Origin of the sequence: Peribacillus sp. NJ4 (genome assembly GCF_030348345.1) — a bacterium.
Classification (GTDB): domain Bacteria; phylum Bacillota; class Bacilli; order Bacillales; family DSM-1321; genus Peribacillus.
Window position 1 is genome coordinate 3,782,796 of record NZ_JAUCFQ010000001.1, and the last position, 25,983, is coordinate 3,808,778.

Annotated in this window: 29 protein-coding genes; 1 reads left to right on the top strand and 28 read right to left on the bottom strand. The window is 42.6% G+C overall.

All coding sequences use genetic code 11. From position 1 onward, the window contains the following. Positions 1–3: 3 nt before the first annotated feature. From QUF94_RS18775 to QUF94_RS18890, 24 genes are all read right to left on the bottom strand, one after another. Positions 4–789, bottom strand: coding sequence for a ribonuclease HII (locus tag QUF94_RS18775; protein WP_289317176.1), 786 nt, complete (start codon positions 787–789; stop codon positions 4–6). A 187-nt stretch (positions 790–976) separates the two neighbouring features. Next, on the bottom strand, positions 977–1,849 hold the full coding sequence (ylqF, locus tag QUF94_RS18780; RefSeq protein WP_289317177.1) for a ribosome biogenesis GTPase YlqF: 873 nt from the start codon (positions 1,847–1,849) through the stop codon (positions 977–979). A gap of 17 nt (positions 1,850–1,866) precedes the next feature. Then, the gene (lepB, locus tag QUF94_RS18785; protein WP_289317178.1) at positions 1,867–2,427 is read right to left on the bottom strand and encodes a signal peptidase I; all 561 of its coding nucleotides are present in this window, start codon (positions 2,425–2,427) and stop codon (positions 1,867–1,869) included. Positions 2,428–2,646: 219 nt separating this feature from the next. After that, a complete protein-coding gene (gene rplS, locus QUF94_RS18790; protein WP_034313702.1) occupies positions 2,647–2,994 on the bottom strand; it encodes a 50S ribosomal protein L19 in 348 nt (115 codons plus the stop codon). A gap of 130 nt (positions 2,995–3,124) precedes the next feature. After that, a complete protein-coding gene (gene trmD, locus QUF94_RS18795) occupies positions 3,125–3,859 on the bottom strand; it encodes a tRNA (guanosine(37)-N1)-methyltransferase TrmD (RefSeq protein ID WP_289317179.1) in 735 nt (244 codons plus the stop codon). Continuing rightward, on the bottom strand, positions 3,859–4,377 hold the full coding sequence (gene rimM / locus QUF94_RS18800; RefSeq protein WP_289317180.1) for a ribosome maturation factor RimM: 519 nt from the start codon (positions 4,375–4,377) through the stop codon (positions 3,859–3,861). The genes trmD and rimM overlap by 1 nt, the downstream gene beginning before the upstream one ends. 10 nt (positions 4,378–4,387) lie before the next feature. Further along, the gene (locus tag QUF94_RS18805) at positions 4,388–4,774 is read right to left on the bottom strand and encodes a YlqD family protein (RefSeq protein ID WP_230158129.1); all 387 of its coding nucleotides are present in this window, start codon (positions 4,772–4,774) and stop codon (positions 4,388–4,390) included. Between the two features lie 224 nt (positions 4,775–4,998). Continuing rightward, complete coding sequence (locus tag QUF94_RS18810) at positions 4,999–5,229, bottom strand: KH domain-containing protein (protein WP_289317181.1); 231 nt, start codon at positions 5,227–5,229, stop codon at positions 4,999–5,001. A gap of 12 nt (positions 5,230–5,241) precedes the next feature. Further along, positions 5,242–5,514: a 30S ribosomal protein S16 gene (gene rpsP, locus QUF94_RS18815; protein WP_034313715.1), complete on the bottom strand. Its 273-nt coding sequence runs from the start codon at positions 5,512–5,514 to the stop codon at positions 5,242–5,244. 152 nt (positions 5,515–5,666) lie between these two features. Further along, complete coding sequence (gene ffh / locus QUF94_RS18820; protein ID WP_289317182.1) at positions 5,667–7,007, bottom strand: signal recognition particle protein; 1,341 nt, start codon at positions 7,005–7,007, stop codon at positions 5,667–5,669. A gap of 11 nt (positions 7,008–7,018) precedes the next feature. After that, positions 7,019–7,351 (bottom strand): putative DNA-binding protein, encoded by a 333-nt coding sequence (locus tag QUF94_RS18825; RefSeq protein ID WP_061462382.1) that lies wholly within the window; start codon positions 7,349–7,351, stop codon positions 7,019–7,021. Between the two features lie 269 nt (positions 7,352–7,620). Continuing rightward, positions 7,621–8,637 (bottom strand): signal recognition particle-docking protein FtsY, encoded by a 1,017-nt coding sequence (ftsY, locus tag QUF94_RS18830; protein ID WP_289317183.1) that lies wholly within the window; start codon positions 8,635–8,637, stop codon positions 7,621–7,623. A 26-nt stretch (positions 8,638–8,663) separates the two neighbouring features. Next, a complete protein-coding gene (smc, locus tag QUF94_RS18835; RefSeq protein WP_289317184.1) occupies positions 8,664–12,227 on the bottom strand; it encodes a chromosome segregation protein SMC in 3,564 nt (1,187 codons plus the stop codon). Positions 12,228–12,247: 20 nt separating this feature from the next. Then, positions 12,248–12,991, bottom strand: a complete 744-nt coding sequence (gene rnc / locus QUF94_RS18840) for a ribonuclease III (RefSeq protein ID WP_289318437.1) — start codon at positions 12,989–12,991, stop codon at positions 12,248–12,250. A 240-nt stretch (positions 12,992–13,231) separates the two neighbouring features. Beyond that, on the bottom strand, positions 13,232–13,465 hold the full coding sequence (locus QUF94_RS18845; RefSeq protein WP_034313729.1) for an acyl carrier protein: 234 nt from the start codon (positions 13,463–13,465) through the stop codon (positions 13,232–13,234). Between the two features lie 57 nt (positions 13,466–13,522). Further along, complete coding sequence (gene fabG, locus QUF94_RS18850) at positions 13,523–14,266, bottom strand: 3-oxoacyl-[acyl-carrier-protein] reductase (protein WP_289317185.1); 744 nt, start codon at positions 14,264–14,266, stop codon at positions 13,523–13,525. Further along, positions 14,263–15,210, bottom strand: a complete 948-nt coding sequence (fabD, locus tag QUF94_RS18855) for an ACP S-malonyltransferase (RefSeq protein WP_289317186.1) — start codon at positions 15,208–15,210, stop codon at positions 14,263–14,265. Before fabD ends, fabG begins: the two co-directional genes overlap by 4 nt. Before the next feature lie 30 nt (positions 15,211–15,240). Then, positions 15,241–16,227 (bottom strand): phosphate acyltransferase PlsX, encoded by a 987-nt coding sequence (gene plsX / locus QUF94_RS18860; RefSeq protein WP_289317187.1) that lies wholly within the window; start codon positions 16,225–16,227, stop codon positions 15,241–15,243. 24 nt (positions 16,228–16,251) lie between these two features. Further along, positions 16,252–16,809, bottom strand: a complete 558-nt coding sequence (gene fapR, locus QUF94_RS18865; RefSeq protein ID WP_289317188.1) for a transcription factor FapR — start codon at positions 16,807–16,809, stop codon at positions 16,252–16,254. A gap of 118 nt (positions 16,810–16,927) precedes the next feature. Beyond that, a complete protein-coding gene (recG, locus tag QUF94_RS18870) occupies positions 16,928–18,979 on the bottom strand; it encodes an ATP-dependent DNA helicase RecG (protein ID WP_289317189.1) in 2,052 nt (683 codons plus the stop codon). Continuing rightward, entirely contained in the window at positions 18,976–19,860 is an 885-nt protein-coding gene (gene sdaAA / locus QUF94_RS18875) for an L-serine ammonia-lyase, iron-sulfur-dependent, subunit alpha (protein ID WP_289317190.1), read from the bottom strand. Before sdaAA ends, recG begins: the two co-directional genes overlap by 4 nt. A gap of 37 nt (positions 19,861–19,897) precedes the next feature. Then, complete coding sequence (sdaAB, locus tag QUF94_RS18880) at positions 19,898–20,560, bottom strand: L-serine ammonia-lyase, iron-sulfur-dependent subunit beta (RefSeq protein WP_289317191.1); 663 nt, start codon at positions 20,558–20,560, stop codon at positions 19,898–19,900. Between the two features lie 223 nt (positions 20,561–20,783). Continuing rightward, positions 20,784–22,454 (bottom strand): DAK2 domain-containing protein, encoded by a 1,671-nt coding sequence (locus tag QUF94_RS18885; RefSeq protein ID WP_289317192.1) that lies wholly within the window; start codon positions 22,452–22,454, stop codon positions 20,784–20,786. A gap of 18 nt (positions 22,455–22,472) precedes the next feature. Continuing rightward, positions 22,473–22,835 (bottom strand): Asp23/Gls24 family envelope stress response protein, encoded by a 363-nt coding sequence (locus QUF94_RS18890; RefSeq protein WP_289317193.1) that lies wholly within the window; start codon positions 22,833–22,835, stop codon positions 22,473–22,475. A gap of 253 nt (positions 22,836–23,088) precedes the next feature. Here QUF94_RS18890 and rpmB point away from each other — a divergent pair, with 253 nt between their 5' ends. Then, a complete protein-coding gene (gene rpmB / locus QUF94_RS18895; protein ID WP_034313767.1) occupies positions 23,089–23,277 on the top strand; it encodes a 50S ribosomal protein L28 in 189 nt (62 codons plus the stop codon). Positions 23,278–23,482: 205 nt separating this feature from the next. Here the strand turns inward: rpmB and spoVM are convergent, their stop codons facing one another. The 4 genes from spoVM to rsgA all read right to left on the bottom strand — a co-directional run bounded on the left by spoVM (position 23,483) and on the right by rsgA (position 25,972). After that, the gene (gene spoVM, locus QUF94_RS18900) at positions 23,483–23,563 is read right to left on the bottom strand and encodes a stage V sporulation protein SpoVM (protein ID WP_034313769.1); all 81 of its coding nucleotides are present in this window, start codon (positions 23,561–23,563) and stop codon (positions 23,483–23,485) included. Positions 23,564–23,685: 122 nt separating this feature from the next. Further along, positions 23,686–24,339: a thiamine diphosphokinase gene (locus tag QUF94_RS18905; RefSeq protein WP_289317194.1), complete on the bottom strand. Its 654-nt coding sequence runs from the start codon at positions 24,337–24,339 to the stop codon at positions 23,686–23,688. Positions 24,340–24,441: 102 nt separating this feature from the next. Beyond that, entirely contained in the window at positions 24,442–25,089 is a 648-nt protein-coding gene (rpe, locus tag QUF94_RS18910) for a ribulose-phosphate 3-epimerase (protein WP_289317195.1), read from the bottom strand. Between the two features lies 1 nt (position 25,090). Then, positions 25,091–25,972: a ribosome small subunit-dependent GTPase A gene (rsgA, locus tag QUF94_RS18915; protein ID WP_289317196.1), complete on the bottom strand. Its 882-nt coding sequence runs from the start codon at positions 25,970–25,972 to the stop codon at positions 25,091–25,093. Positions 25,973–25,983: the final 11 nt, after the last annotated feature.

Sequence of the window (25,983 nt, forward strand, 5' to 3'; positions counted from 1 at the left end):
CCCTTAGTCCTTCGTTCGTGCAGCGATTTCCTTTACTGGTGCAAAACTTCTTCTATGCCAAGGTGTAAGCCCGTGCTTGTCGAGCGCTTCTAAATGTTGGCTTGTCCCATAACCCATGTGCTTGTCGAAACCATATTCCGGATATTTTTCACCATATTCCTTCATCATCCTATCACGAGTCACTTTCGCGATAATGGAGGCCGCAGAGATGGTAATGCTTCTTGCGTCCCCCTTTATGAGTGAAAGCTGTGGAATCGGCACATCCAGTTCCATCGCATCGACCAACAAATGATCAGGAAGTTCTGAAAGATCGTTCACTGCGGCCACCATCGCTTTTTTCGTAGCTTGGTATATATTGATTTCATCAATTACTTCGCTATGTACAACACCTATACCTATGGATAGTGCTTCCTTAAAAATCATTTCATAAAACAATTCCCTTTTTGACTCTGAAATCTTTTTAGAATCATTCAGCCCTGGCAAATAAAAAGATTCCGGCAAGATGACTGCACTCGTCACAACTGGTCCTGCCAGCGGCCCTCTCCCTACTTCATCGATACCAGCAAGAATTGAAAACCCCTGTTTTCGCAATTGCCGCTCAAACTCCGTCATTTCCGTGAAAGCATCCTTTACCTGTTGTTCTTTTTCATAGGCTCTTTGCCATTTGCTCACTAAGTCGGTTACACCCTTTCGGCTGTCCTCCCGGCATTCCTGTAAAAATAAATCTCCAGGCTCACTTATTGTCTTTAACTTTGAGGAGATTTCCTTAATGCTCATTGCAGTTTTCATCATCTATCACCCATCATATTAATTATCGGCAGTCTTGCTTTCCTTCTACAGTTCAAACAAAAATACGGAGTGGAAAAGAGACATCAAAAAGAAAAAACCTTTTCGACATCCAACTCCAGCTCCGTATCAACCTTTTCACTGACTGTCTTCAAAAATCAGGTCAATGTCTTGTAATTTCTACTTAATGTTATTCGGGGATATTATCTTCTTCATAATCCTTAGGGACCTCAAACGTAAGCGGACCCATCTTTTCTGAACGGATTTCACGTACGACCAACTCTGCGGTTTTGTCATAATCAATGAAGCCTCCAGATGCTAAACAGCCCCTGAACTTTCCGACCGCATCGAATAGTTCGAGCGTTTCCTGAGGAATTGCATCCAAGTTATAACGGGATTTCAATCTATCCGGATATTCTTTTTCCAAAAAGCGAAGACCGTATAACGAAACTTCGTGCAAGTTTAAAATCGTATCTTTGATCGCTCCTGTCAAAGCAAGCTTCAAGCCTACTTGCTGATCCTCGAATTTAGGCCAGAGAATCCCCGGCGTGTCCAGCAATTCCAATTCCTTACCAACTTTTATCCATTGCTGTGCTTTCGTGACACCAGGTGTATTCCCTGTTTTGGCAATGTTCTTTTTGGCAAGTCGATTTATTAAAGTTGATTTCCCTACGTTCGGAATACCTACTATCATGGCGCGGATCGCTCTCGGCTTTATTCCTCTTGATTCCATCCGGTCATACTTCTCTTTTAAAAGTTTTTTAGAAGCAGTTGTAATCTGGTTTAAACCGTTTCCTGCCTGTGAGTTAATAGCTATTGCCGTTTTCCCCTGCGATTTATAATATTCAAGCCACTTATTCGTTTTTACAGGATCGGCCATATCAGCTTTATTCAAAAGGATAACCCTCGGTTTATGCTGTATGATTTCATCGATCATCGGATTTCGTGAAGATGCCGGAATCCGGGCATCCACAAGTTCAAAGATGATGTCGATCAGTTTTAATTTCTCTGTTACTTCCCGTCTTGCTTTGGCCATATGGCCAGGGAACCACTGTATTGTCAATGGAATCCACCTTCCTACTATTCCGCCAATCGAAGGTCTTCGATCGGCCAATAAACTAATTTAGTTTTTCCTAACACTTTATCGTAAGGAACGACACCAACGCCAATATGGCGGCTGTCCTTACTGAAACGGCGATTATCCCCTAAGACGAATAGGTGGTCTTCAGGCACCGTTCCTTGTTCTATGACATCACTTAATGTAAAAGGTTCCGTCAAAGCCCCGCCATCAATCAATTGTTTTTTATATTCATCCAAGTATGGCTCAGAATAAGCTTTTCCATTCACGTAAAGAGTATCATCTTTATATTCCACTTTTTCCCCTGGCAATCCGATGACCCGCTTTATGTAATCCTTGCCTTCTGGAGCTTCGAAAACGATAATATCGAATCTTTTCGGTTCACCAATCGAATAGGAGATTTTATTAACGATCATGCGGTCCGTATCCTTTAATGTCGGCATCATGGAATTTCCGTCCACAACAATAGGAGCCAGGAGGAAATAACGAATCAGTGTCGCAGCTATAACCGCTATTATGACCGCCTTTGTCCATTCCCACAATTCATTTTTCTTTTTCGCCATCCTTACCCACCCTTTTAGAAAGCATATCAACAATTATTTTAACATGTTGCGGACGCTATAGCGAGCAAGATTCTATATGGTTTTTACCTTATCTGTGCATTGATGGTTTCTTAAAGTGCAAAAAGGGAGCCTGATAAACAAGCTCCCTTTTTGCATGATACTGTTTGGTTATTCACCTTATGTGGATCATGGTAAACCCGCATGAAGATATTCGAAGAATTAACGACGAATTTCTTTAATACGTGCTTTTTTACCACGAAGTTCGCGTAGGTAATAAAGTTTCGCACGACGTACTTTACCGTGACGGATAACTTCTAGTTTCGCAATTTTTGGTGTGTGAACAGGGAAAGCACGTTCTACTCCAACGCCGTAAGAGATCTTACGTACTGTGAAAGTTTCACTAACTCCGCCGCCACGACGTTTGATTACAACGCCTTCAAACAACTGGATACGTTCGCGAGTTCCTTCAATAACCTTTACGTGTACACGTACTGTGTCACCAGGTCTGAATGATGGAAGATCTGAGCGAAGTTGTTCTTTTGTGATTTCGTTAATAAGATTTTGCATCGATTTCAACTCCTCCTGGACGCTCTTGCAAATACTTATTGTTTGCAGCGGAACATCGTTATAAGACTGAGCATTTTGCCCAAGTCACAAGGTATATCCTATCATACTATAAACGTCGATGCAATAGAGATCAGTCTTCTTTTTTAATCTCGGACAATAATTTTTTTTCAACTTCCGATAGTTCATAGCTATCGAGCAAATCCGGACGTCGCATCCAGGTTCTGCGCAGAGACTCCTTCATCCGCCATTCATCGATTTTTTTATGATTTCCGGATATTAGCGGATCGGGAACTTTCATTCCCCGAAAATCTGCAGGTCTAGTATAATGGGGATGCTCTAATAATCCAGAAGAATAGGAATCAAGAATCGGGGAGTCAACATTTCCCAGAACGCCAGGAAGCAAGCGAACAACGCTGTCAATAATGACCATTGCACCCAATTCCCCGCCTGTAAGCACAAAGTCACCAATCGATATTTCATCCGTGACGACATGCTCCCGGATGCGCTCATCATACCCTTCATAATGCCCGCAAATGAAAATGATATGTTCTTCTTTTGCAAACTCTTCAGCTTTTTTCTGCGTGTAACGCTCTCCCTGAGGACAAAGCAGGACTACCCTTGGGGTTAGCTCCGCTTGCCCTTTAAGAGCTTCCACAGCATCAAAAATCGGTTGTGCCTTCAATACCATTCCGGCACCGCCGCCATACGGGTAATCGTCTACCGTCGAATGCTTATTATCTGCATAATCTCGGAAATTGGTCACCTTATAGCTGACAGCTTGCTTTTCTGCAGCCTTTTTTAAAATTGACGAACCGAATACCCCTTCGAACATTTCTGGAAAAAGCGAAAGCACATCGATTTTCATCAGTCTAAAAGTCCTTCCATCGGTGTAATGATGACCTTTTTAGCGGAAATATCTACTTCTTTTACAATTTGTTCAATATACGGGATCAAAATATCCTTCCTGCCAGCTTTCTTAATGACCCAAACATCATTGGCACCAGGCGTAAGAACCTCAATGATTTCCCCAATTTCCATACCTTCATCCGTAAATACCGAACAGCCGATGATTTCATGGAAGTAGAACTCACCTTCGTCTAATTTACCAAGCTGTGCTTCCTTGACTTTCAGGACCCCGTTTCTAAAAGCCTCGACCTGTCCGACGTTATAATAGTTCTCGAACGTCAATAGGTTAAAGTTTTTATGGGTGCGGTGCGACCTGATGACAAGCGGCAAAGGCTTTTTCTCCGTGTCCCTAAATAAATACAGTGTATCTCCCACTTTGTATCGTTTTTCAGGAAAGTCTGTTGAAGAAATAACACGGACTTCTCCTAAAAGACCATGTGTGTTGACAATTTTACCTACATTAAACCAATTTTCCATTCTTTCACCTCTAACGAATTTCCGAGACGATTCCATCTTTAATGACAATGGTCTTCGTTGCCATGATTTCGTCCCAATCTGCCCCAATTTCCACATCAATGATACTTTGAACTTCCCGTTCCTTCAATTCGCTTCCGGTGGGAAGGATCTCCAACTGCTCCATTTGGAATTCAAGCAGTTTAATTTTTTCTTGCCTCTGGTTTATTTCTTTTTCGAAATGAGCACGGAGACTGGCAGGCTGGAGATTTCTTGTTTTTTCAAGTTTTTTCAGTTCAAAGCGAAGCTGTTCACTCTCTTTTTGAAGCTGAAGGCGTTTTGACTTGTACTTCTCGAGGAGCTGATTCTTGCTGGATTCCGTTAATACTTGGTTAACGATTACATTTTGGAGAATTTTCATTCCAGCACCTCCTATTATCTATGATTTCTTATTTCCTTCAAAAAATATGTATGATTGGGTAATCTTTTTGAAAAATGGGGGTCATTCTCCTAAGTATAACGTAAATCGGTAAAAGATGCGTCTTAAAAAGGCGTAAAGTTTAAACTCAGGGTCATAATCAAATAGGATCCAAGGCGGGATTTCACTTTCTTGAAGTACAAAAAAAGGAGGGGTATTAGCCCTCCTTATTCGGAAATCTCCAAATAGATTTTCTTCTGCTGTGAAGATCCTGCTGCATATACCACAGTCCGAATCGCCTTAGCAACACGCCCTTGTTTACCGATGACTTTGCCCATGTCCTCCTTATGAACAGAGAGGGTATAAACAATCCGGTCGGACTCTTCCTTGGAAGCCACGATGACCTCTTCCGGATAATCCACAAGTGCTGAAACAATCGTTTCAATTAGTGCTTTCATCAACTACGTCGATTACTTGCTGTTTTTTGCAACATGGAATTTTTCCATGATGCCTTGTGTTGAGAATAAGTTACGAACTGTATCAGATGGTTTAGCTCCATCTTGTAACCATTTAAGAGCAAGCTCTTCGTTGATTTCAACTTTAGCTGGTTGAGTCACCGGGTTATAAGTTCCAACCACTTCAATGTAACGTCCGTCACGTGGTGAACGAGAATCTGCAACTACAATACGATAGAAAGGAGATTTTTTAGCTCCCATACGTTTTAAGCGAATTTTTACTGCCATTTTAAATAAGCACCTCCGAATAGTTTCACACAAGATAGTATAATATCAAATGTCTTGTATGTTTGTAAAGGTTTTTTTCTTAACAGGTAAAAAAAGTGTTGAAATACATGGCTTTGACCCGTATTTCCGCCAATTTCGACCTAAAAAAAACCTTACATGAACGGGAATTTGAATCCCTTTTTCTTACCTTTTTGCATGTTCGTAACCTGTTTCATCATCTTTTTCATTTCTTCGAATTGCTTCAGTAGACGGTTCACTTCCTGAATCGATCTGCCGCTTCCTTTGGCAATCCGTTTCTTGCGGGATGCATTCATGGTTTCTGGATGTTCCTTTTCCTGCGTTGTCATTGAACGGATGATAGCTTCGACATGACCGATCTGTTTCTCATCGATCTGAAGGTTGTCCATCCCTTTCATTTTATTCGCACCGGGAATCATTTTCAGAATATCATCAAGCGGTCCCATATTCCGCACCTGACCAAGTTGCTCAAGGAAATCATCAAAGGTAAAAGTGGCTGTACGCATCTTTTTCTCTAATTCTTTCGCTTTTTCTTCATCTACATTGGCCTGTGCTTTTTCGATAAGGGTCAATACATCACCCATGCCAAGGATCCGCGAAGCCATCCGTTCTGGATGGAATGCTTCGAGTGCATCCAATTTTTCTCCCATACCGACGAATTTAATCGGCGTGTTGGTGACTGAACGAATCGAAAGTGCCGCACCACCACGTGTGTCCCCATCAAGTTTCGTTAATACGACACCAGTCAGGCCTAGCTGTTCATTAAAGCTTTGGGCTACATTGACCGCATCTTGACCGGTCATCGCATCGACAACCAGGAAGATTTCATCAGGTTTTGTCAATTCTTTGATATCCTTCAGTTCACCCATCAAGTTTTCATCAACATGAAGGCGGCCTGCGGTATCAATCAACACATAATCATGATGTTCTTCCTTAGCTTTTTCAATCGCCTGTTTGGCAATTTCAACAGGACTAACCTGGTCCCCAAGGGAGAAAACAGGCATGCTTAATTGTTTGCCAAGTGTTTCAAGCTGCTTAATCGCCGCCGGACGGTAAATATCAGCCGCAACGAGCAATGGCTTGCGGTTGTATTTTTTTCTAAGAAGATTGGCTAGCTTTCCGGTGGTCGTCGTTTTACCTGCACCTTGAAGCCCTACCATCATAATGACGGTCGGTGGTTTCGAGGCAACAGCAATCTTGCTCTGTTCGCCGCCCATCAGATCCGTCAATTCTTCCTTTACTACTTTAATTACCTGCTGACCGGGGGTTAAGCTTTTCAGCACTTCCTGACCTACCGAACGTTCACTGACACGTTTTACAAAATCCTTCACGACTTTAAAGTTAACATCCGCTTCAAGCAGGGCCAATCGAACTTCACGCATCATTTCTTTAACGTCCGCTTCGTTGACCTTCCCTTTTCCACGGATCTTTTGCATCGTGCTCTGCAGTCGGTCGGCCAATCCTTCAAATGCCATATTGCCGCCTCCTAATCCAACTTCTCAAGCGTTGTGATTGCGTCTAGCAGCTTCTCTTTTGAAAAGGAATCCTTTTCTATGAGTCCCTTCATATTCGCAATCCACTGGTTACGCTCTTGAAATTTTTGAAATAACAATAGCTTAGCTTCATATTCCTCAAGCATCGCTTCTGTTCTTTTTATATTATCATAGACTGCCTGCCTACTGACTTCGTATTCATCGGCAATCTCGCCAAGAGAGTAATCATCCAGATAGTAGAGGGACATGTAGCTCTGCTGCTTCTCTGTTAACAACGATTGGTAAAAGTCATACAAATAATTAATCCGCGTTGTCTTTTCAAGCATCTTAGCAAGCCTCCCTGCTGTTAAGTGAAAACCCTTTACAAGTTTATATTGTAAAGCCTTGTTTATTTGATGTCAAGTTAAACTCCTTACCACTTGTTTGCAAATCATTATTTTTTTCTTTTTCCCGCTTCAAGGAGGATTTCCCCTCCTCTTTTTTAGGTAGTTCTTCCGCTAGATCACAGTGAGTCCCATAATGATCTTGAGGCCTCTTGAAAAGATGGTCAAAAAAACCAGAAGAGAAAGATCTCTTCCGGTTTACACTTTTTTTCTTAAACCTCTTCTTTATCGATGATATCAGCAAAAAGGCCATAAACATATTTCTCAGCATCGAATTCCTGCAGATCGTCCATTTTTTCACCAAGCCCGACAAATTTAACCGGAATGGCCAATTCATTGCGAATTGCCAAGACAATTCCACCTTTTGCCGTGCCATCAAGCTTTGTTAAAACAATACCGGAAACATTGGTCGCTTCCTTGAATGTCTTGGCTTGAATGAGGGCATTTTGTCCAGTTGTTGCATCAAGGGCAAGCAACACCTCGTGTGGTGCGCCGGGTACTTCACGTTCAATTACACGTTTCACCTTTTCCAATTCCTTCATTAAATTCACTTTATTCTGTAAGCGACCGGCAGTGTCACAGATTAGGATATCAGCTTTTCGTGCCTTGGCGGCCTGAATCGCATCGAACATGACCGCTGCAGGGTCAGAGCCTTCACCCTGTTTGATAACACTGACACCCACACGCTCTCCCCAAACCTCTAGCTGTTCAATCGCACCGGCACGGAAAGTATCCCCGGCAGCCAATACGACAGATTTTCCTTCTTCCTTGAATTTATGGGCAAGTTTTCCGATTGTCGTGGTTTTGCCTACCCCATTAACCCCTACAAACAAAATGACCGTCAAACCTTCTTCTTGTATATTCAAGCTTGAAGTCGCCTCTTCATCACCTTGGTAGATTTCAACAAGCTTTTCGGAAATGACGGATTGCACTTCCCTCGTATCAGAGATATTGCGGAGTTTGACTTCCATTTTCAATTGATCAATTAGTTCCATCACAGTATCAAAGCCTACATCAGCCTGTATCAGGATTTCTTCAAGTTCTTCAAAAAAGTCCTCATCCACCTTCCGATAACGGGCAACAAGTTCATTAACCCTTCCAGTAAAGGAATTCCTCGTCTTTGTCAAACCTTGCTTGAATTTTTCCCCAATGGATACTTCTGCTTCAACTTCTTTTTCTTTTTGTTCCTGGGTCGTAAATTTCTCTTTTAGCTTTTTGAAAAAACTCATTGTCCCACTTCCTCTAATTAATGAATTTAAACTTCAATAAAGTTTTCCGATTCTTCCATCCTGACGGAAACAAGTTTGGAAACACCTGACTCCTGCATCGTAATGCCATATAGGACATCAGCCTCTTCCATCGTACCTTTACGGTGGGTAATCACGATAAACTGTGTTTCCCTGCTGAACTTCCTTAAAAATTGGCTGAACCGGACGACATTCGCCTCATCAAGGGCTGCCTCGACTTCATCAAGGATACAGAAAGGCACCGGCCGCACTTTTAGAATGGAGAATAAAAGGGCTATGGCTGTCAATGCCCGTTCTCCCCCGGATAAGAGGCTCAAATTCTGAAGTTTTTTTCCAGGCGGCTGTGCAATGATATCTACCCCTGTATTTAGTAAATCATCCGGATTAGTCAGTTTCAGCTCAGCTCTGCCTCCTCCAAATAAAGCTTTGAAGACTTGTTCGAATTCTTCACGGATCGAATAAAAGGTATCCGCAAAGCGTCGCTTCATTTCATCATCCATTTCATCGATGACTTGGAACAGTGTATCTTTTGCCTGTTGAAGGTCTTCCTTTTGGCTTAGAAGGAATTCATAGCGTTCAGCTACACGGGCATATTCATCAATTGCACCTATATTTACCGTTCCTAATTCCTCGATTGCAAGCTTGATGAGCTTCACCCTTTTTTGAGCTTCTTCTATAGGCATCATCAATGGATACTGTTCTTTAGCACCTTCAAAGGAAAGCGTATATTCTTCTCTCAAGTGGTCGAGGCGATTTTCCAGTTCCACATCCAGACGAGTTAATTTTACTTCTTCATCCTTTATCACTTCAACAATGCCTCTATAAACTCGATTTTCTTCCTTCAAGGCCAGTTCAAGCGTTTCAACTTGTGTTAGAAGTTCATTTTTTTCCTGTTTTTTTATCGTGATTCCTTCAATTGCTCCATTTTTATCGAGTAATTTCTTCTGCGCCATATCTTCCAGGGACTCTTCCCCGCTTGAACTGTCTGTCATTTCATTGGTCAGGAGCCCCAAATCATCTTTATTTTCGGCAAGCCTGCTTGTTTCCTTTGAAAGATCCGCTTCAATGCGTTCCATCTTCTCTTTTTGGTTTTGTAACTGCCCGCGCTTAGAGGCCAGTGTTACCCTCAGTTCATTCGTTTCTTCAGCAAGGCTCTCTTTTGAGGATTGTTGAGATTGCTTTTGTTCCGTCATGTCTGAAATTAACCGGTCAAGCCCTTCAATTTCCGTTTTACATGATTCCAAAAGTTCTTCCAGCTCTTCAAGTCTTGCTGTTTTTTGCTGTTGTTCTTCTAAATATGAATTTTTATCCAAATCATATAGGTGGAGCCGGTCATTCACATTTCTTTCCTGTAGCTCCACTTCACGAAGTTCGCCCTTCAGGGTTTGTTCTTGTAACCGAAGGCTCTCTCCTGTTTTTCTCGTTTGTTCAAGCGTTTTCTCTTGAACACCCACATCCACTTTGAGCTGTTTGACCTGCTTTTCTAGCTGGTTCGTTTTCGCTTCCATGGCGGCAAGTTTTTGATTGAGCTCTTCCAATTCCGTTTTCCTCGAAAGCAAGGAAGTCGTTTTTTGCTTTAAGGCTCCACCAGTCATCGAACCACCTGGATTGACGATATCCCCTTCAAGTGTTACGAAGCGGAAACGGTGCTGCATCATTTTCGCCAAATCATTTGCACCCTTTAAATCTGTGGTGATTATGACGGTTCCTAACAGGTTTTCCGCAATTGCTGCATGTCTATCATCATATTGGATCAATGAGGAACCTGTCCCCACAAAAGCTGAATGGCTTTTCAGTATCGATAATTGGTTCACTGAAACCTCTCTTGCCTTTATGACTGACAAAGGCAAGAACGTTGCACGTCCATACCTATTTTTCTTCAAGAAGGAAATGGCTTCTCGTGCATGCTCTTCGCGTTCTACGACCACATGCTGCATCGCTCCGCCTAGAGCCGTTTCTATGGCCGTTTCATATTCCTTTGGAACCTTTATCAATTCCGCAACTGCCCCTTCAATGCCTTGAAGGGTTTCTTTCGCTTTCAAAACTTCTTTAACACCCTGAAAAAAGCCTGCATAATCCTCTTCCATTTCTTCAAGAAGTTCCTTACGTGATTTTGCCTGTTGAAGGAATTGATAGGCCTTATATAGGGTGGTTTCTTGTTTTTGATACGTATCTTTTGCCGCATTCAATTTATTCTGCTGATTTCGGAAATAAGTGACATGCTCTTCTAGCTGCTTGGTCACATTGTCCATCAGCTGTGAATATTCCACTTTTTTCGCAGTGATATCCATTCTTTCGGTTAAGAACTTTTCATTTTCCATATCAAGTTTAGCATTTTTATGTTCCTGCTGTGTTAGCTGCTGAAGCAGGTACTGTTTTTCGTTTTTAGCTGTGGCCTGCTTGTTCAACCACTCAATATAGTCACTCTTTTTCACTTCAATCATGGCTTCGATATCACTATTGAATAGGCCTAAGCTTTTTTGTTTTTCATGCAGGCTTTCCTGTATCCCTTTTACTTCCAAGTTCAATGCATTCAGGATTTCCGTTTCTCTTTCCTTTTGCAATGACAAACGCTCGACAGCAGCCTCACCTTCCACAATCGCTTTTTCAAGCTGTGACTTGTTTTGGGCAGCATTTTTTTTCCGTTCTTTCAAAACCTCTTTACGGCCTTCAAGCTTTTCAAGTTCTTCGCTGGCATTCAGAAGAATTTCCTGAAGTCCATTGATCGATGTCTCAAGCGTCGCAAGATTATCCCGAAGCTTTTTGAGATGCGCTTCCCTATCATGAAGCTGCCCTGCCATTTGCTGTTCCATTTCATTATGTTTTTCAAGTTCCTGGGACAGGTTTTCCCATTTTTCATAAAGTTCTTCAATTTCAAAAACGGTTAAAGCTACTTCTATTTGCTCAAGCTCTTCTTTCTTCTCCAAAAATTCCTTGGCGAGGGAAGACTGAATTTTCAACGGTTCCACCTGTGCCTCCAATTCATGGAGGATATCATGGACACGGTTTAAATTATCCTGCGTTTCCGTCAGCTTCGATTCCGCTTTTCGTTTCCTTGTTTTATATTTCAGGACACCGGCGGCTTCTTCAAAGATCACTCTTCTTTCGTCTGCCTTACTGCTCAGGATTTCTTCCACTTTCCCTTGGCTGATGATGGAAAATGCTTCACGCCCAAGACCAGAATCCATGAACAGGTCTATGATGTCTTTCAGACGGCAACCTTGATTATTAATGAAGAATTCACTTTCTCCCGATCGATAAACCCTTCTTGTCACACTGACTTCGTGAAAGTCAATTGGTAGGGAATTGGTCTCGTTATCTAGGGTCAATGATACTTCTGCAAAATTCAACGCTTTCCTCGTGTCACTTCCCGAAAAGATGATATCTTCCATTTTTGCTCCACGCAGCGATTTTGCAGACTGTTCTCCAAGCACCCATCGGACTGCATCGGTCACATTACTTTTACCGCTTCCGTTTGGTCCAACCACTGCCGTGACACCAGGTACAAAATCAATCGAAATTTTTTCTGCGAAAGATTTAAATCCTACAACGTCCAAGCGTTTGAGGAACATGACCTTTCCCCCTCTACTGTTCAACTATCTTGTTGGTTTTTTTCTTTTAAAACGATCAATGCATGCTCGGCAGCATGCTGCTCCGCTTCTTTTTTGGACTTTCCTATACCAGATCCCAGCTCTTCCCCATTCAGAGAGACGGTCGAAACAAACTCACGATTATGGGCTGGTCCTTTTTCCTGCAAGATCTTATATTGCAGGACACCGATAGCATCACGCTGGATCAGCTCTTGAAGCTGGCTCTTATAATCCATCACATGAGAAAAAGCACCCTCGTCTATCTTCGGAAACACAACATTTTTTAAAAACTGTACAACTGGCTCTAATCCTTGATCAAGGTACAAAGCCCCAATATAGGCTTCGAATACATCCGCAAGCATGGCAGGGCGTTCTCTTCCACCTGTCATTTCTTCCCCTTTGCCGAGCAATACATATTCCCCGTAAGAAAGGCTATTGGCAAAAGCAACAAGTGAAGGCTCACACACAATGGCTGCCCTTAATTTGGTAAGTTCACCTTCGCTCATCATCGGATATTTTTGATATAAGTATTTAGAGATGGTCAGTTCAAGTACAGCGTCTCCCAAGAATTCAAGCCTTTCATTATCTTCATAAGGCTTACGGCGATGCTCATTCACATAAGATGAATGTGTAAAAGCTTGTTTCAATAAATTTTCATCTTTAAAATGAAAACCAAGACTCTCTTGCAACTGTTTGAATTTATTATCCTTGATTGATGGTTTACGATTATTTCCGTTCCTACGCATCACACAAAACCCTCCACAACGGTTCAAAAAACATATTTTTCCTATATATAAAAAGAAACCTGGCAGGAATTCCTGTCAAGCTTTCCTACGTACCATCATACATTATTATCCGCTTAAAGAAAACTAATGGCAAAAGACCACTGCCATGCAGGTGGAGCCTTATCGCCTCTGCATCAAACTTCTTTAAGTATAAGAGAAAGCCCCGTTAAAAAACGGAGCTTCTAGTCAAATGACAATTCATTACATAGTGCTTTGTATGTAATTCACAGCATCACCTACTGTGGCGATTTTTTCAGCGTCATCGTCCGAAATTTCCATATCGAACTCGTCTTCGAATTCCATGACTAGTTCAACTACATCTAGGGAATCGGCACCAAGATCTTCTTTGAAAGAAGCTTCAAGTTTTACCTCTGATTCTTCTACGTTCAAACGATCTACAACGATTTTAGTTACTCTTTCTAATACATCTGCCAATGTGTTCACCTCCCCTCAAAACATTATAAATTAATTTTGAAAAAAATCAAAGGAAACTTACATGACCATACCGCCATCTACATGAAGAGTTTGCCCAGTCATATATTTGCTGGCATCAGAAGCGAGGAAAGACGCCACTGCAGCGATATCTTTAGGGTCACCGAACCGGGCAAGCGGAATTTGGTCCAACATGGCTTTTTGGACGTCTTCAGGCAATTCCCCTGTCATATCCGTCGAGATGAAACCGGGGGCAATCGCATTGACCGTAATGCCTCTTGAAGCAAGTTCCTTTGCCGTAGTTTTAGTCAGGCCAATCACACCAGCTTTGGCCGCTACATAATTAGCCTGCCCTGCATTTCCGCTGACGCCGACGATCGATGCCATATTGATGATCCTGCCGCTGCGCTGCTTCATCATTTGTCTTGTGACTGCTTTTGTGCAAAGGAACACGCCTTTAAGATTCGTATTGATCACCGAATCCCATTCCTCTTCTTTCATACGCATCAATAGGTTGTCACGTGTGATACCGGCATTATTAACCAGAATATCGACTCTGCCAAACTGTTCGACAACCTCCTTGATCATGCTTGTCACCGATTCACTATTTGCAACATCGCATTGGACGGCAAATGCTTTACGGCCCAATGCCTTGATTTCATCCACCACTTCATTCGCTTTAGCTTCGCTGCCAGAGTAGTTGATGGCAACGTCTGCTCCCTGACGGGCAAGTTCTAAAGCAACTTCTCTGCCAATACCTCGTGAAGCTCCCGTTACAAGTGCTTTTTTACCTTCGAGGATCATGCTTGTACCCCCTTCAATGTTTCAATAGTTTTAGTTAGTGTATCTATATCGGAAACCGAGTGAATTTGAACGGAACGATCAATTTTCTTAATTAATCCACCCAATACTTTCCCAGGGCCAACCTCGATGAACGTATCCACGCCCAATTCAAGGAGATTTTTTACACTGTCCTCCCAAAGTACCGGTGAATACAGCTGTTCGATTAACTTTTCTTTTATTTCAGCAGGTGCAGTAATCGGCTTGGCCGTTACATTTGAAATGACAGGAATTTCTGCCTGTTTGAAGCTAACTTCATCAAGGACCCCCTGTAACTTTTCTGCAGCCGGTTTCATCAACTCCGAATGAAACGGTCCACTCACTTCAAGAGGAAGAGCCCGTTTAGCCCCGTTCTCCTTAGCTTTTTCACTTGCAAGTTTAACCCCTTCTGAAGTACCTGAAATGACGATTTGCCCCGGACAATTAATATTGGCTAATTGGACGGATTCCCCTGTGGCCGTTATTTCAGAAGTCACTTCAGATAGAGCTTCACGGTCCATTCCCAGTATCGCAGCCATTGAGCCTTGACCATTCGGTACCGCAGCTTCCATGAATTCACCACGCTTACGCACAGTATAAACGGCATCTTCAAAAGAAATTGCACCTGATGCCACTAAAGCTGTATATTCACCTAAACTATGCCCTGCTGTATAATCGGGTTTGATTCCCGCTTCTTGCAACTCCTTGACAAAGGCATAACTCGTGGTCAATAGAGCTGGCTGCGCATTATAGGTTACCGTTAATTCTTGTTGTGTGCCGTTAAAGATCAGTTCGGAAAGTGGAAAATCAAGTTTTTCATCAGCTGTTCGAAAAATTTTCTGAGCACGCTCGTTTTCCTGAAATAAGCCATGGCCCATTCCTATTGACTGTGAACCTTGTCCTGGAAAGACAAAAGCAATTTTACCCATTTGTTACTCCCCTGCCTCTACTATGATTTATTATTGTTTTTCTATCGTCTTTGCAATGGTCGATATGACGTCATTGCCAACCATATCGCGAGTCTGGCGTATTGCATTATAGACTGCGTTCGCATCTGAAGAACCATGCGCCTTAATGACAGGGGCCTTCAAACCGAATAGGCCAGCACCGCCATACTCGGAATAATCCATTTTATTTTTAATGCCTTTTAGTTCAGGCTTTACCATTGCTGCAGCCAACTTACTCTTGATGTTGCTCATCAAGGCCGTTTTCACCATTTTAAATACACCCATAGCAGTACCTTCTAGTGTCTTCAACACCATATTTCCCGTGAATCCGTCCGTTACGACAACATCTGCCGGCCCATTTAGGAGGTCCCTGGCCTCTACATTACCTATAAAGGATATCTCCGGTGATTGCTGTAATAATGTAAAGGCATGCTTAGTCAGTTCATTCCCCTTTTTTTCTTCTGTTCCAATATTAAGTAATCCGACACGGGGCTTTTCAATTCCCCGCACTTTTTGGGCATAAACAGAACCCATTATGGCGAATTGAAGCAGATGCTCCGGTTTCGCATCGGAGTTCGCACCTACATCCAGAAGTACAAAACCTTTACCATCGATTGTCGGAAGGGTGGGAGCTAAAGCCGGACGTTCAATGCCTTCTATCCTTCCAACAACAAACAAGCCTGCAGCCATTAGCGCACCGGTATTGCCTGAAGAAATGCACGCATCGGCTTCTCCGTCAGCGACTTGTTGTGCCGCCAATACCATCGAGGCGCTTTTCTTGCGGCGAACCGCACGAACCGGTTCATCGGTACTTAATATTTTTTCATCAGTATGTACAACCTTTATTCGACCGTGTTTCGCTAAGTATTGGTTAATCTCGGCTTCATTTCCCACCAAGGTAATTTCCACATCGGAAAAAGTCTCGACAGCTTTCATTGCTCCCAAAACCTGTGCTTTGGGAGCATTATCGCCACCCATTGCATCTATTGTTATTTTCATTTTCTTTCATCCTTTACTAGAAAGTTAAGAGCGATACATTTCGAACTCGCCTTTAAAAACCAGTTCATTACCCACGTAGCTTCTGACCTCCACCACGGAGCGATCGTTGGTGTGGTCCACGTTTTTAACCTTCGCTTTAGCTACCACTCTTTCATTTTCCTTTACAGAACGAGTAAATAAAATGGATGCTTTTGCAGTTAATGCCAGTTCATCATTTATGACCGCTACAGCTAATGAATTTGCTTGGGCAAAAAGGTGATGTCCCCTTGCAATCCCATTCCGCTTAAAGACATGCTCTTTATTTATATCTAAAATCGAAATTGCATTGTCATCTAAATTAAGATCAATTACTTCCCCGATGATTTCATCCAAAGGCAATGCCCTGATTTCGTCACTGAATTTCTTCTCGGCCACGTTTTTAATACGTTCACGCAGTTCCGGTATCGATAATTCAAGACGGTCAAGCCTAATAGTCTGGACGCTCACCGAATATTTTTCAGCCAGCTCCTCATCCGTTACAAAAGGATTCTGTTTAATCGTTTCGATTAATAATTGCTGGCGTTCCTTCTTATTTCTTCGCATTTGAAGGTCACCATCCGTAGTATTATGACTAGGTACTAATAGTAGTATATATATTTTGAAAACAGATTGCAAGATATTGTGGAAAATCTCACAATCTGTTATTGGATTTTCACTCGGTTCAGTCTAGTTTTTCTCCCGTAAATACGCCCGTTCCCTCTAAATAGTTCCTAAGCGGCGCATACTCCGGGGAATGCCAAAAGCTTTGTGAGGCAATCAATTTTGCTGCATCCATCCTTGCCACTTCCAGGGTCCTATAATCATGGACCATGTCCGCTACCTTGAACTCAGGAAGACCGCTTTGTTTTTTACCGAAGAAGTCCCCAGGTCCCCGAAGTTCCAAATCTTTCTCGGAAAGGGCAAAACCATCGTTTGTCTCGGTCATGATTTTCATCCGTTCTTTGCCGACTTCCGTTTTCGGATCAGCCAGGAGGATGCAAAAGGACTGATCACTCCCCCGTCCAACCCTTCCCCGTAACTGATGCAACTGTGAAAGCCCAAAGCGCTCCGCATCATAAATGACCATTACCGTTGCATTAGGAACATTCACCCCAACTTCGACAACCGTCGTGGAGACAAGGATTTGTGCTTCATTTGCACTAAACTGCTGCATCACTTCGTCTTTTTCATCAGCTGGCAGACGCCCATGCATAAGTCCCACTTTATACCTGTTCGCAAAGTACTGTGTAAGCATTGCATGAACATCGAGAACATTTTGTAAAGAATCAAGTTTCTCCGACTCCTCAATCAATGGACAGATGATGTAGGCCTGTCTCCCTTGCTTTAGTTCCTTTTCGACAAAAGTCAAGATCCGATCAAGCATTTGGTGTTTCGCCCAATAGGTTTCGATCGCTTTACGACCAGCCGGCATTTCGTCTATCGTGGAGACGTCCATTTCCCCAAATACTGTAATTGCGAGCGTTCGTGGAATCGGTGTTGCCGTCATGAACAGGACATCTGGATTTGCACCTTTTTCACGAAGGATCCGACGCTGTTCCACTCCGAAACGATGTTGTTCATCCGTAATGACAAGACCGAGGTTCCGAAAATTCACTTCATCCTGTATCAATGCATGAGTTCCTATTAAAAGGTCGAGCTCCCCGGATTCCAGCATTTGCAATAGTTCCTTGCGCTTCTTGCCTTTTACCGAACTAGTCAACAATGCGACCTTTACTCCACTGGGTTCCAACATGGCTTTCAGGGATTGTGTATGCTGCTCAGCCAGGATTTCCGTCGGGACCATAAGAGCACCTTGGAAACCCGCTGTAATCGTCGCCTTCAGGCATATGGCGGCCACCACCGTTTTTCCTGACCCGACATCCCCTTGAAGTAGACGATTCATCCGATAGGGAGATTTCATGTCATTCAATATTTCCTCGACAACCCTATTTTGAGCATTCGTTAAAGGAAAAGGAAGAGTTTCAACGAATTTTCCCACTTGCTCCACGTCAAACTCCTGGCCAATTCCTTTTGACTGCTCTCGCTGCACTTTACGAAGCGCCTGCATTTTAAGTTGAAACAATAAAAATTCTTCATACACAAAACGGCGTCGTGCCTTTTTCACATCATTGGCCGATAGAGGGAAATGCATGGTACGAAGAGCATCGTTACGCGGCATCAGTTTGTATGTCGCCAACAATTGTGTGGGCAGATTTTCTTCGATCAATGTCTCATACTGGGAAAATGCATTGGAGATAAAGCGGCGCAGCCCTTTAACAGTAATGCTGCCCTTCACCGAATACACAGGTTCGAACTCTTTCTCCCGGCTATGATCACCAACATGGCATTCAGATCCTGTAATGGTTTGGCGATGACGATCCCATTTTCCAGTTACCGTTACGCTTTCGCCTATCGCAAGCTTTTGCTTCAGATATGGCTGGTTAAAAAAAATGACATTTATTAAATATCTCCCAGTCAATAATTTAATAGTAAGCCTGGATTTTTTCTTACCAAAGTAACCTAAAGTGGGCACCGTATGAATCTTTCCTTCTACGGTAACCCTCTCATCATGCTCAACCGTTTCTAAATCCCTCAAACGGTAATCTTCATAGCGATAGGGAAGGTGCTCAAGGAGATCCGCGACGGTATGGATCTCCATTTCCTCCAAAGCTGCTGCCGTTTCTCCCCCAATGCCTTTAACTGCCGTTATGGGTTCCTGTAAAGTGGAGTTCACTTCTTATTCAGCGGCAAGCCAAAGATTTTTGCTTCCAACTCCCGTCCAGTCGGTGTAGCCGCTAAACCTCCTTGTGCAGTTTCCCTTAGAGCAGATGGCATCGTTAGCCCGATTTTGTACATCGCATCAATTACTTCATCACACGGTATGCGGCTTGTAATCCCCGCTAAAGCCATATCTGCGGCAACCATAGCATTAGCTGCCCCCATGGCATTCCGCTTCACACAAGGCACTTCCACAAGCCCAGCAACAGGGTCACATACAAGACCAAGCATGTTCTTTAAAGTGATGGCCATTGCTTCTGCACTTTGTGCCGGTGTCCCTCCTGCCATTTCAACGATGGCTGCAGCTGCCATGCCCGAAGCAGAACCGACCTCCGCCTGACAGCCCCCTGCAGCTCCAGAGATCGAAGCATTATTCGCTACTACGAAACCAAATGCCCCTGCTGTAAATAAGAACTCAATTTTCTGTTCCCGATTAGGTTTTAATTTATTTTGCAAAGCAAAGAGGGTTCCAGGTACAACACCCGCTGATCCGGCAGTGGGTGTCGCACAAATCGTTCCCATGGCTGCGTTCACTTCGTTTGTTGCCACGGCTTTGCTGACAGCATCCAGCAGCATTTCACCGGATAAGGAATTTCCAGATTTAATGTAATTCTGAAGAAGGACTGCGTCCCCGCCCGTCAGCCCGGAAACGGATCGCACACCTTGGAGTCCCTTTTCCACAGCCTGCTCCATCACATCCAGGTTGACCCCCATCTGATGGATGATTTGTTCACGGCTTTTTCCCGTTACTTCCATTTCCTGTTCTATCATCAGTTCTGATATTTTTTTCTGCTTTGAGTCAGCTAATTCTATTAATTCCGCTACATTCCGAAACATGATATCTTCTCCTTCCTAAGTGGAAACGATTGCCCTATCAATCAACAATCCTCGCAACTTGGGTGATGTTGGGGAGTGCTGTAATTTCATCGATGACGTGGTCCTCCAAGTTATGGTCCACTTCAATGGTCATCAAGGCCATCTTCCCTTTCTCCTTACGGGAGACTTCCATCTGGCCAATATTGATTTGATGCTTTGCTAAAATGTTTGAAACATTGGCGATAGCACCAAATCGGTCATCATGAACGACGAGTATGGCAGGGTTGTGGCCTGATAGCCTCAATTTAAACCCATTCAGTTCGATGATTTCAATCTTTCCCCCGCCAATCGATATTCCGACAAGTTCCAGTTCGCCATCATCATCGCCCACCGTTATTTTTGCTGTATTGGGATGTTCCGGTACGGCTTCTTCTTCGCGAAAAGTAATTTTCATTTTCTTTTTGCGGGCTATTTCCAGCGATTCTTTAATTCTCTCATCAAATGTATCAAAATCAAGTAAGCCTCCTACAATGGCTACATCCGTTCCATGGCCTTTATAGGTTTTGGCAAACGATCCGTAAAAAGAAATATGGGCCCATTTTGGTTCCCGGTCGAATAAATTCCTGGCAACCCTTCCGATTCTTGCAGCTCCTGCTGTATGGGAACTAGAGGGACCAATCATAACAGGACCAATTATATCGAATACACTTCTAAATTTCATGAATTGCTCCTCCTTCTTTAGAACTGAACCCAAGGGAAACACTGGGAGTTAGTTTAATAATAACGCCATATTTATTGTAATTCCAAGCGTGCTGTCCCTAATCCTTCATTTCATAAAAAATAAAACTGCATAGCCTAATGACATATGCAGTTTATTGCCTTTTATTTTTTTCTGGATCCTTCAAAGAGACGATTAAAGCTCCCTTATCTTCATGATTCTCTACTTATTCAATTGAAAAAATAAAAGAATATAAAGGTTGTTTCCCATTATGGACTTCAACTTCAACGTCCTCGAAATTCTCATTACAAAACGCAACAAGACCTTCTACATCTTCTGTTGTTGCATCTTCTCCATATAAAATGGTAAGGATTTCGGAATCTTCATCAATCATATCGGAGAGAAGGTCTTTTGCCGCTTGAGTCATGTCTTTATCCTTCACTTTGATGGTTCCTTCAGCAATTCCCATGAAGTCCCCGGTCTCAATTGCAAGACCGTCAATGTTGGTATCCCTGACAGCATAAGTAATCTGGCCCGTTTTCACATGTGAAAGGGCTTCGATCATCGCTTTTTTATTTTCTTCAGCATCAAGTGAAGGGTTGAAAGCCAACAATGCCGCCATTCCCTGTGGTACTGTTTTCGTTGGAATAACAGTCACATTATCACCAAGTACATCTGCAGCCTGATTGGCCGCCATGATGATATTTTTATTGTTAGGCAAGATGATGACATGATCCGCATATGCCTCTTCGACAGCCTTAACAATATCTTCTGTGCTAGGATTCATCGTTTGTCCGCCTTCGATGACGGACTTAGCGCCGATGCTTTTGAATAACTCGCTGATGCCAGCCCCCATCGCTACGGACACTACACCATACTTCTCTTTGTTGGACGGTTTCGTTTGAAGCGGTGTATTCGTTTCACCTACGATCGCAGTATGCTGTTCACGCATATTATCGATTTTCAGTTTGATTAAACTACCGTATTGCTGGCCATAATTCAGGCACGTGCCAGGCTGTTCAGAGTGAATATGTACTTTGACGACTTCATCATCTGAGATGACTAATAAAGAATCTCCGTATTCACTTAAATCATTTCGGAATTTTTCTTCATCGAACGAATTATTGGCAAGTTTTTCACTTTCCAATCGGACCATGAATTCCGTGCAGTAACCATATACGATATCTTCCGTGCTCATATGCCCTTGTACGTTCATGTGATGTTCGGCACTGATCATGTCATCCATGCTTGGGCCATTTGCAGATCGGACTGGAAGGGCTTCCCCTTTCAGCTCAGCAAGGAAACCTTCATAAACGAACACCAACCCTTGCCCGCCGCTGTCAACGACCCCCACTTCTTTTAAGACTGGAAGTAGATCAGGAGTGCGTTTTAATGAAGCATTGGCTTCCGTAACGATTTCTTCCATTACCTGAATAAGGTCTTGGTGATTTGATGCTGATGAAACCGCTTGCTTGGCTGCATCTTTTGCAACCGTTAAAATGGTTCCTTCAACAGGTTTCATTACCGCTTTATAAGCTGTCTGAACCCCTGCTTCAAATGCTTGGGCAAATTCCTCACTATTGATTTCCGATTTATGTTCAATCGCTTTAGCAAAACCGCGGAAAAGTTGCGAAAGGATAACACCTGAATTGCCGCGTGCACCCATTAGCAGTCCTCTTGAAAGGGATGTACCCACTTTCCCGATATGCTCCTGGACGTTATTTTGCACTTCCTTCGCTCCGGAAGTCATCGATAAATTCATATTCGTTCCAGTATCTCCATCTGGAACAGGGAAAACATTCAACGCATCAACCATTTGGGCATTAGCCGCTAAATGGTTGGCACCTTGAATGATCATTTCTGCAAAGCGCTTTCCGTTTAAACTTGTAATTGACACAAAACTTTCCTCCTATACCTAAGGGTTCGTCACACGAACTCCCTGTACAAAAATGTTAACGGAATCAACAGCTAATCCTACAGTTTTGTCCAGAGTGTATTTTACCTTTGATTGCACATTATGTGCAACTTCCGAGATTTTTGTTCCATAACTTACGATAATATACATATCGATATGAACTTCTTCCTCTTCTTGACGGACTATTACACCCTTAGTAAAGTTTTCTTTTCTTAAAATTTCGGCAATGCCGTCTTTAATTTGTTTTTTGGAAGCCATTCCTATAATTCCGTAACAATCCACAGCTGCGCCGCCTGCTACAGTAGCGACAACATCATTAGAGATATCAATTTGTCCATATTTCGTTTGTAATTCGATAGACATTTTCTTTTCCCTCCCAAAAAATCAAGTCAACTAAAGACATTTTACTATAATGTCCATGGTTTTAAAAGTAAATGTCATACGGCACTTTATATATTTCAATTTTCAAGTAGGTATGTCAAGGTTTTTTTCTTGAAAGTAATGAACTGAAGTATTGCATTCTATCGGTAGGTATGATAAATTATTAAAGTATTTTACAAAGACTTAAGACGACTGCGAATAACTTAAGCTTGTTGTAGTTAGGAGGGAATTTAACATGGCACGTAAATGTGTAATCACTGGAAGAAGAACTCGTTCTGGTAACAGCCGCTCTCACGCAATGAACGCTAGCAAGCGTACATGGGGCGCTAACCTTCAAAAAGTACGTATTTTAGTTGACGGTAAACCTAAACGTGTATACGTTTCTGCAAGAGCTCTTAAATCGGGCAAAGTAGAACGCGTATAATGTTACGGCATCCTCTTAGGATGCCTTTTTACTTGTAATGTCCTGCATTTTAATGGGGATGGTTTTAATTTCGTTGATAAGGTTCAGTCTGCATCAGGAAAAGAAGTCATCTCCCATTAATGGATGGCCAACCCCTATCATTCCCCCAGAAATCCCGAAAAAAATAACACCTCCCTGAATTTGAGAGGTGTCATGGAGATAAGTATCAGCCTTTTTTAAACGCTCCGAGCATAGCCCTTACCAAACTGCCCAGAACTTTTGGCAATTTAATCGTATAAAATTTCATCATGCCCCTCCTCTTTGCATCCCACAAATAAAGATGAAGTGGAATTTTTCTATTACAACATAAGCTTTTAAGCGGATATAGGATGATCGTAATTATATCCGAATCTGCTCTAAGCATGAATTTTAATCACTGCTTCTTATCACCATTAATATGCCTTTCTCAAATGAAACATTCCCAGATTCGGAAATTAGTTCATTGCTGATGCAAAGCGTCGAACCTATTTCCAAGCTTGCATCACTCAGAGGGTATTTGAAACCCGAAAGTGTAATGCCGGTGACTTCTGCCGTTACAGGGAGCAATGACAGGTATTTCTTATCTTGCAAAGCAGTGACTTCATATGACCCCGCTGTTTTTACTGTGAATATATTTTGCTTATCAACTATGTATATATCAATGTCACCGTGATAAGGGAGGACACTTTCTTTTTGGAGCAGCTGGATATTACCAAGAAAATGGTCCATTCTTCCTCCTGTAGCGCCCAATATGTGAATTTCACTTGGTTTTTTCCCTATTGCCCATTTAAATGCGATTTCTAAATCCGTTTCATCCTTTTCCGATGAATATAGATTGATCTGTTCCAGCCTTTGCTCGATTTTCTTGTATTCACCTTCCGAAACTGAATCAAAATCCCCAAATCCGCACTTAGGTTCGATACCTTCTTCAAGCAATGCCCATACTCCCCTGTCAACCCCGACCCATAGATCAGTCATCTCTATATACCTTGTTAAATCCGGCCAAAAACATTCCGGACCTCCAGCCATTATACTAATAATCATCGTAATCATCCTTTTCTATGTATATTCATATCCAAGATGTTTTGTATAATTGATAAAAAAAGCCGATCACTATCATTTGAATACGATAGTGTCGGCTTTATATCACTTTCCCCGAATCTTTTGAATCGCTGCGTGTCGATCTTCTTGATTATATATTGCCGAGCCGGCCACTAGGATTGTCGCCCCTTGTTCAATACATAGTTTAGCCGTTTCTTCATTTACTCCACCATCAATCTCTATTTCTAGATTTTGGTTATGCATTTCTGCCATCGCCTTCACTTCAGCAATTTTGGGCAGTACGGATGAAATGAACTTTTGCCCGCCAAAACCTGGGTTAACCGTCATCAGTAATACCATGTCAATATCTTCGATTATTGGTTGGATCAAGGAAGCTGGGGTCGCTGGGTTAAGCACCACGCCAGCCCTTACACCAAAAGATTTAATCAATTGGATCGTCCGATGCAAATGAGTGCATGCCTCTACATGTACAGTTATATAATCAGCTCCAGCTTTCGCAAACGCCTCGATATAACGATCAGGTTGTTCGATCATTAAGTGAACATCCAGCGGAAGCTTTGTCACCGGCCGGATAGCGTCGACAATCAGGGAGCCTATCGTAATATTCGGCACGAAATGCCCATCCATGACATCTACATGGATTAAATCCGCTCCGCCCCTTTCAACATCAATGATTTCTTCTCCCAATTTTGCAAAGTTAGCTGATAAAATGGATGGTGCGATTTTAACCATTTTAATACCTCGGCTTTCTATCTCTAATTTCTTCTAAGAATTGCATATAGTGTTCATATCGATAATGTGGAATTTCCCCTGTCTCAACCGCTTCCTTCACAGCACACTTTGGTTCTTTATCATGCAGGCAAGCCCGGAATTTACAGTCTTCCCCATGCTTATGCATTTCCGGGAAGCAATAGGATAACCGTTCAGCTTCCATTTCCATGAATTCAAGTGAACTGAATCCTGGTGTATCCGCGACAAGCCCAGAGCCAATATGAATCAATTCAACGTGGCGTGTCGTATGCTTCCCACGTCCTAGGTGTGACGAAATATCATCCGTCTTTAAAGCCAATTCAGGATTGATCGCATTCAGCAAGGACGATTTCCCAACACCTGACTGACCAGCAAATACACTCGTTTTCCCTTCTAAATACGGCACTAGTTCTTCAATGCCCCCAGCGGTAACTGAAGATGTCTCCAGTACAGTATAGCCAAGTTTCTGATAGTCCTTGATATACTGAGACAGTTTCTTTTGGTTTTCAGAAGTAACCAAGTCAAGTTTAGTCACGACGATAATGGGTTCGATTTCGTTATCTTCGATAAGTACGAGAAATCGATCAAGCAAGGCTGGACTGAAATCAGGTTCCACTGCCGAAAAGACTAGGATGGCTTGGTCTACATTTGAAATTTGTGGCCGGATCAATTCATTCTTTCGCGGTTTTATTTCGGTCACGGTCCCATCCGTTTTATTTTCCGCTTGAAAAACAACATAATCACCTACAAGTGGCGTCACCTTATTTTTCCTGAATACTCCCCGTCCGCGGCATTGATAGACTTCTTCACCTTCAAGGACATAATAAAATCCACTTAATGCTTTGATAATTTTTCCTTCGGGCATAACCACACTCC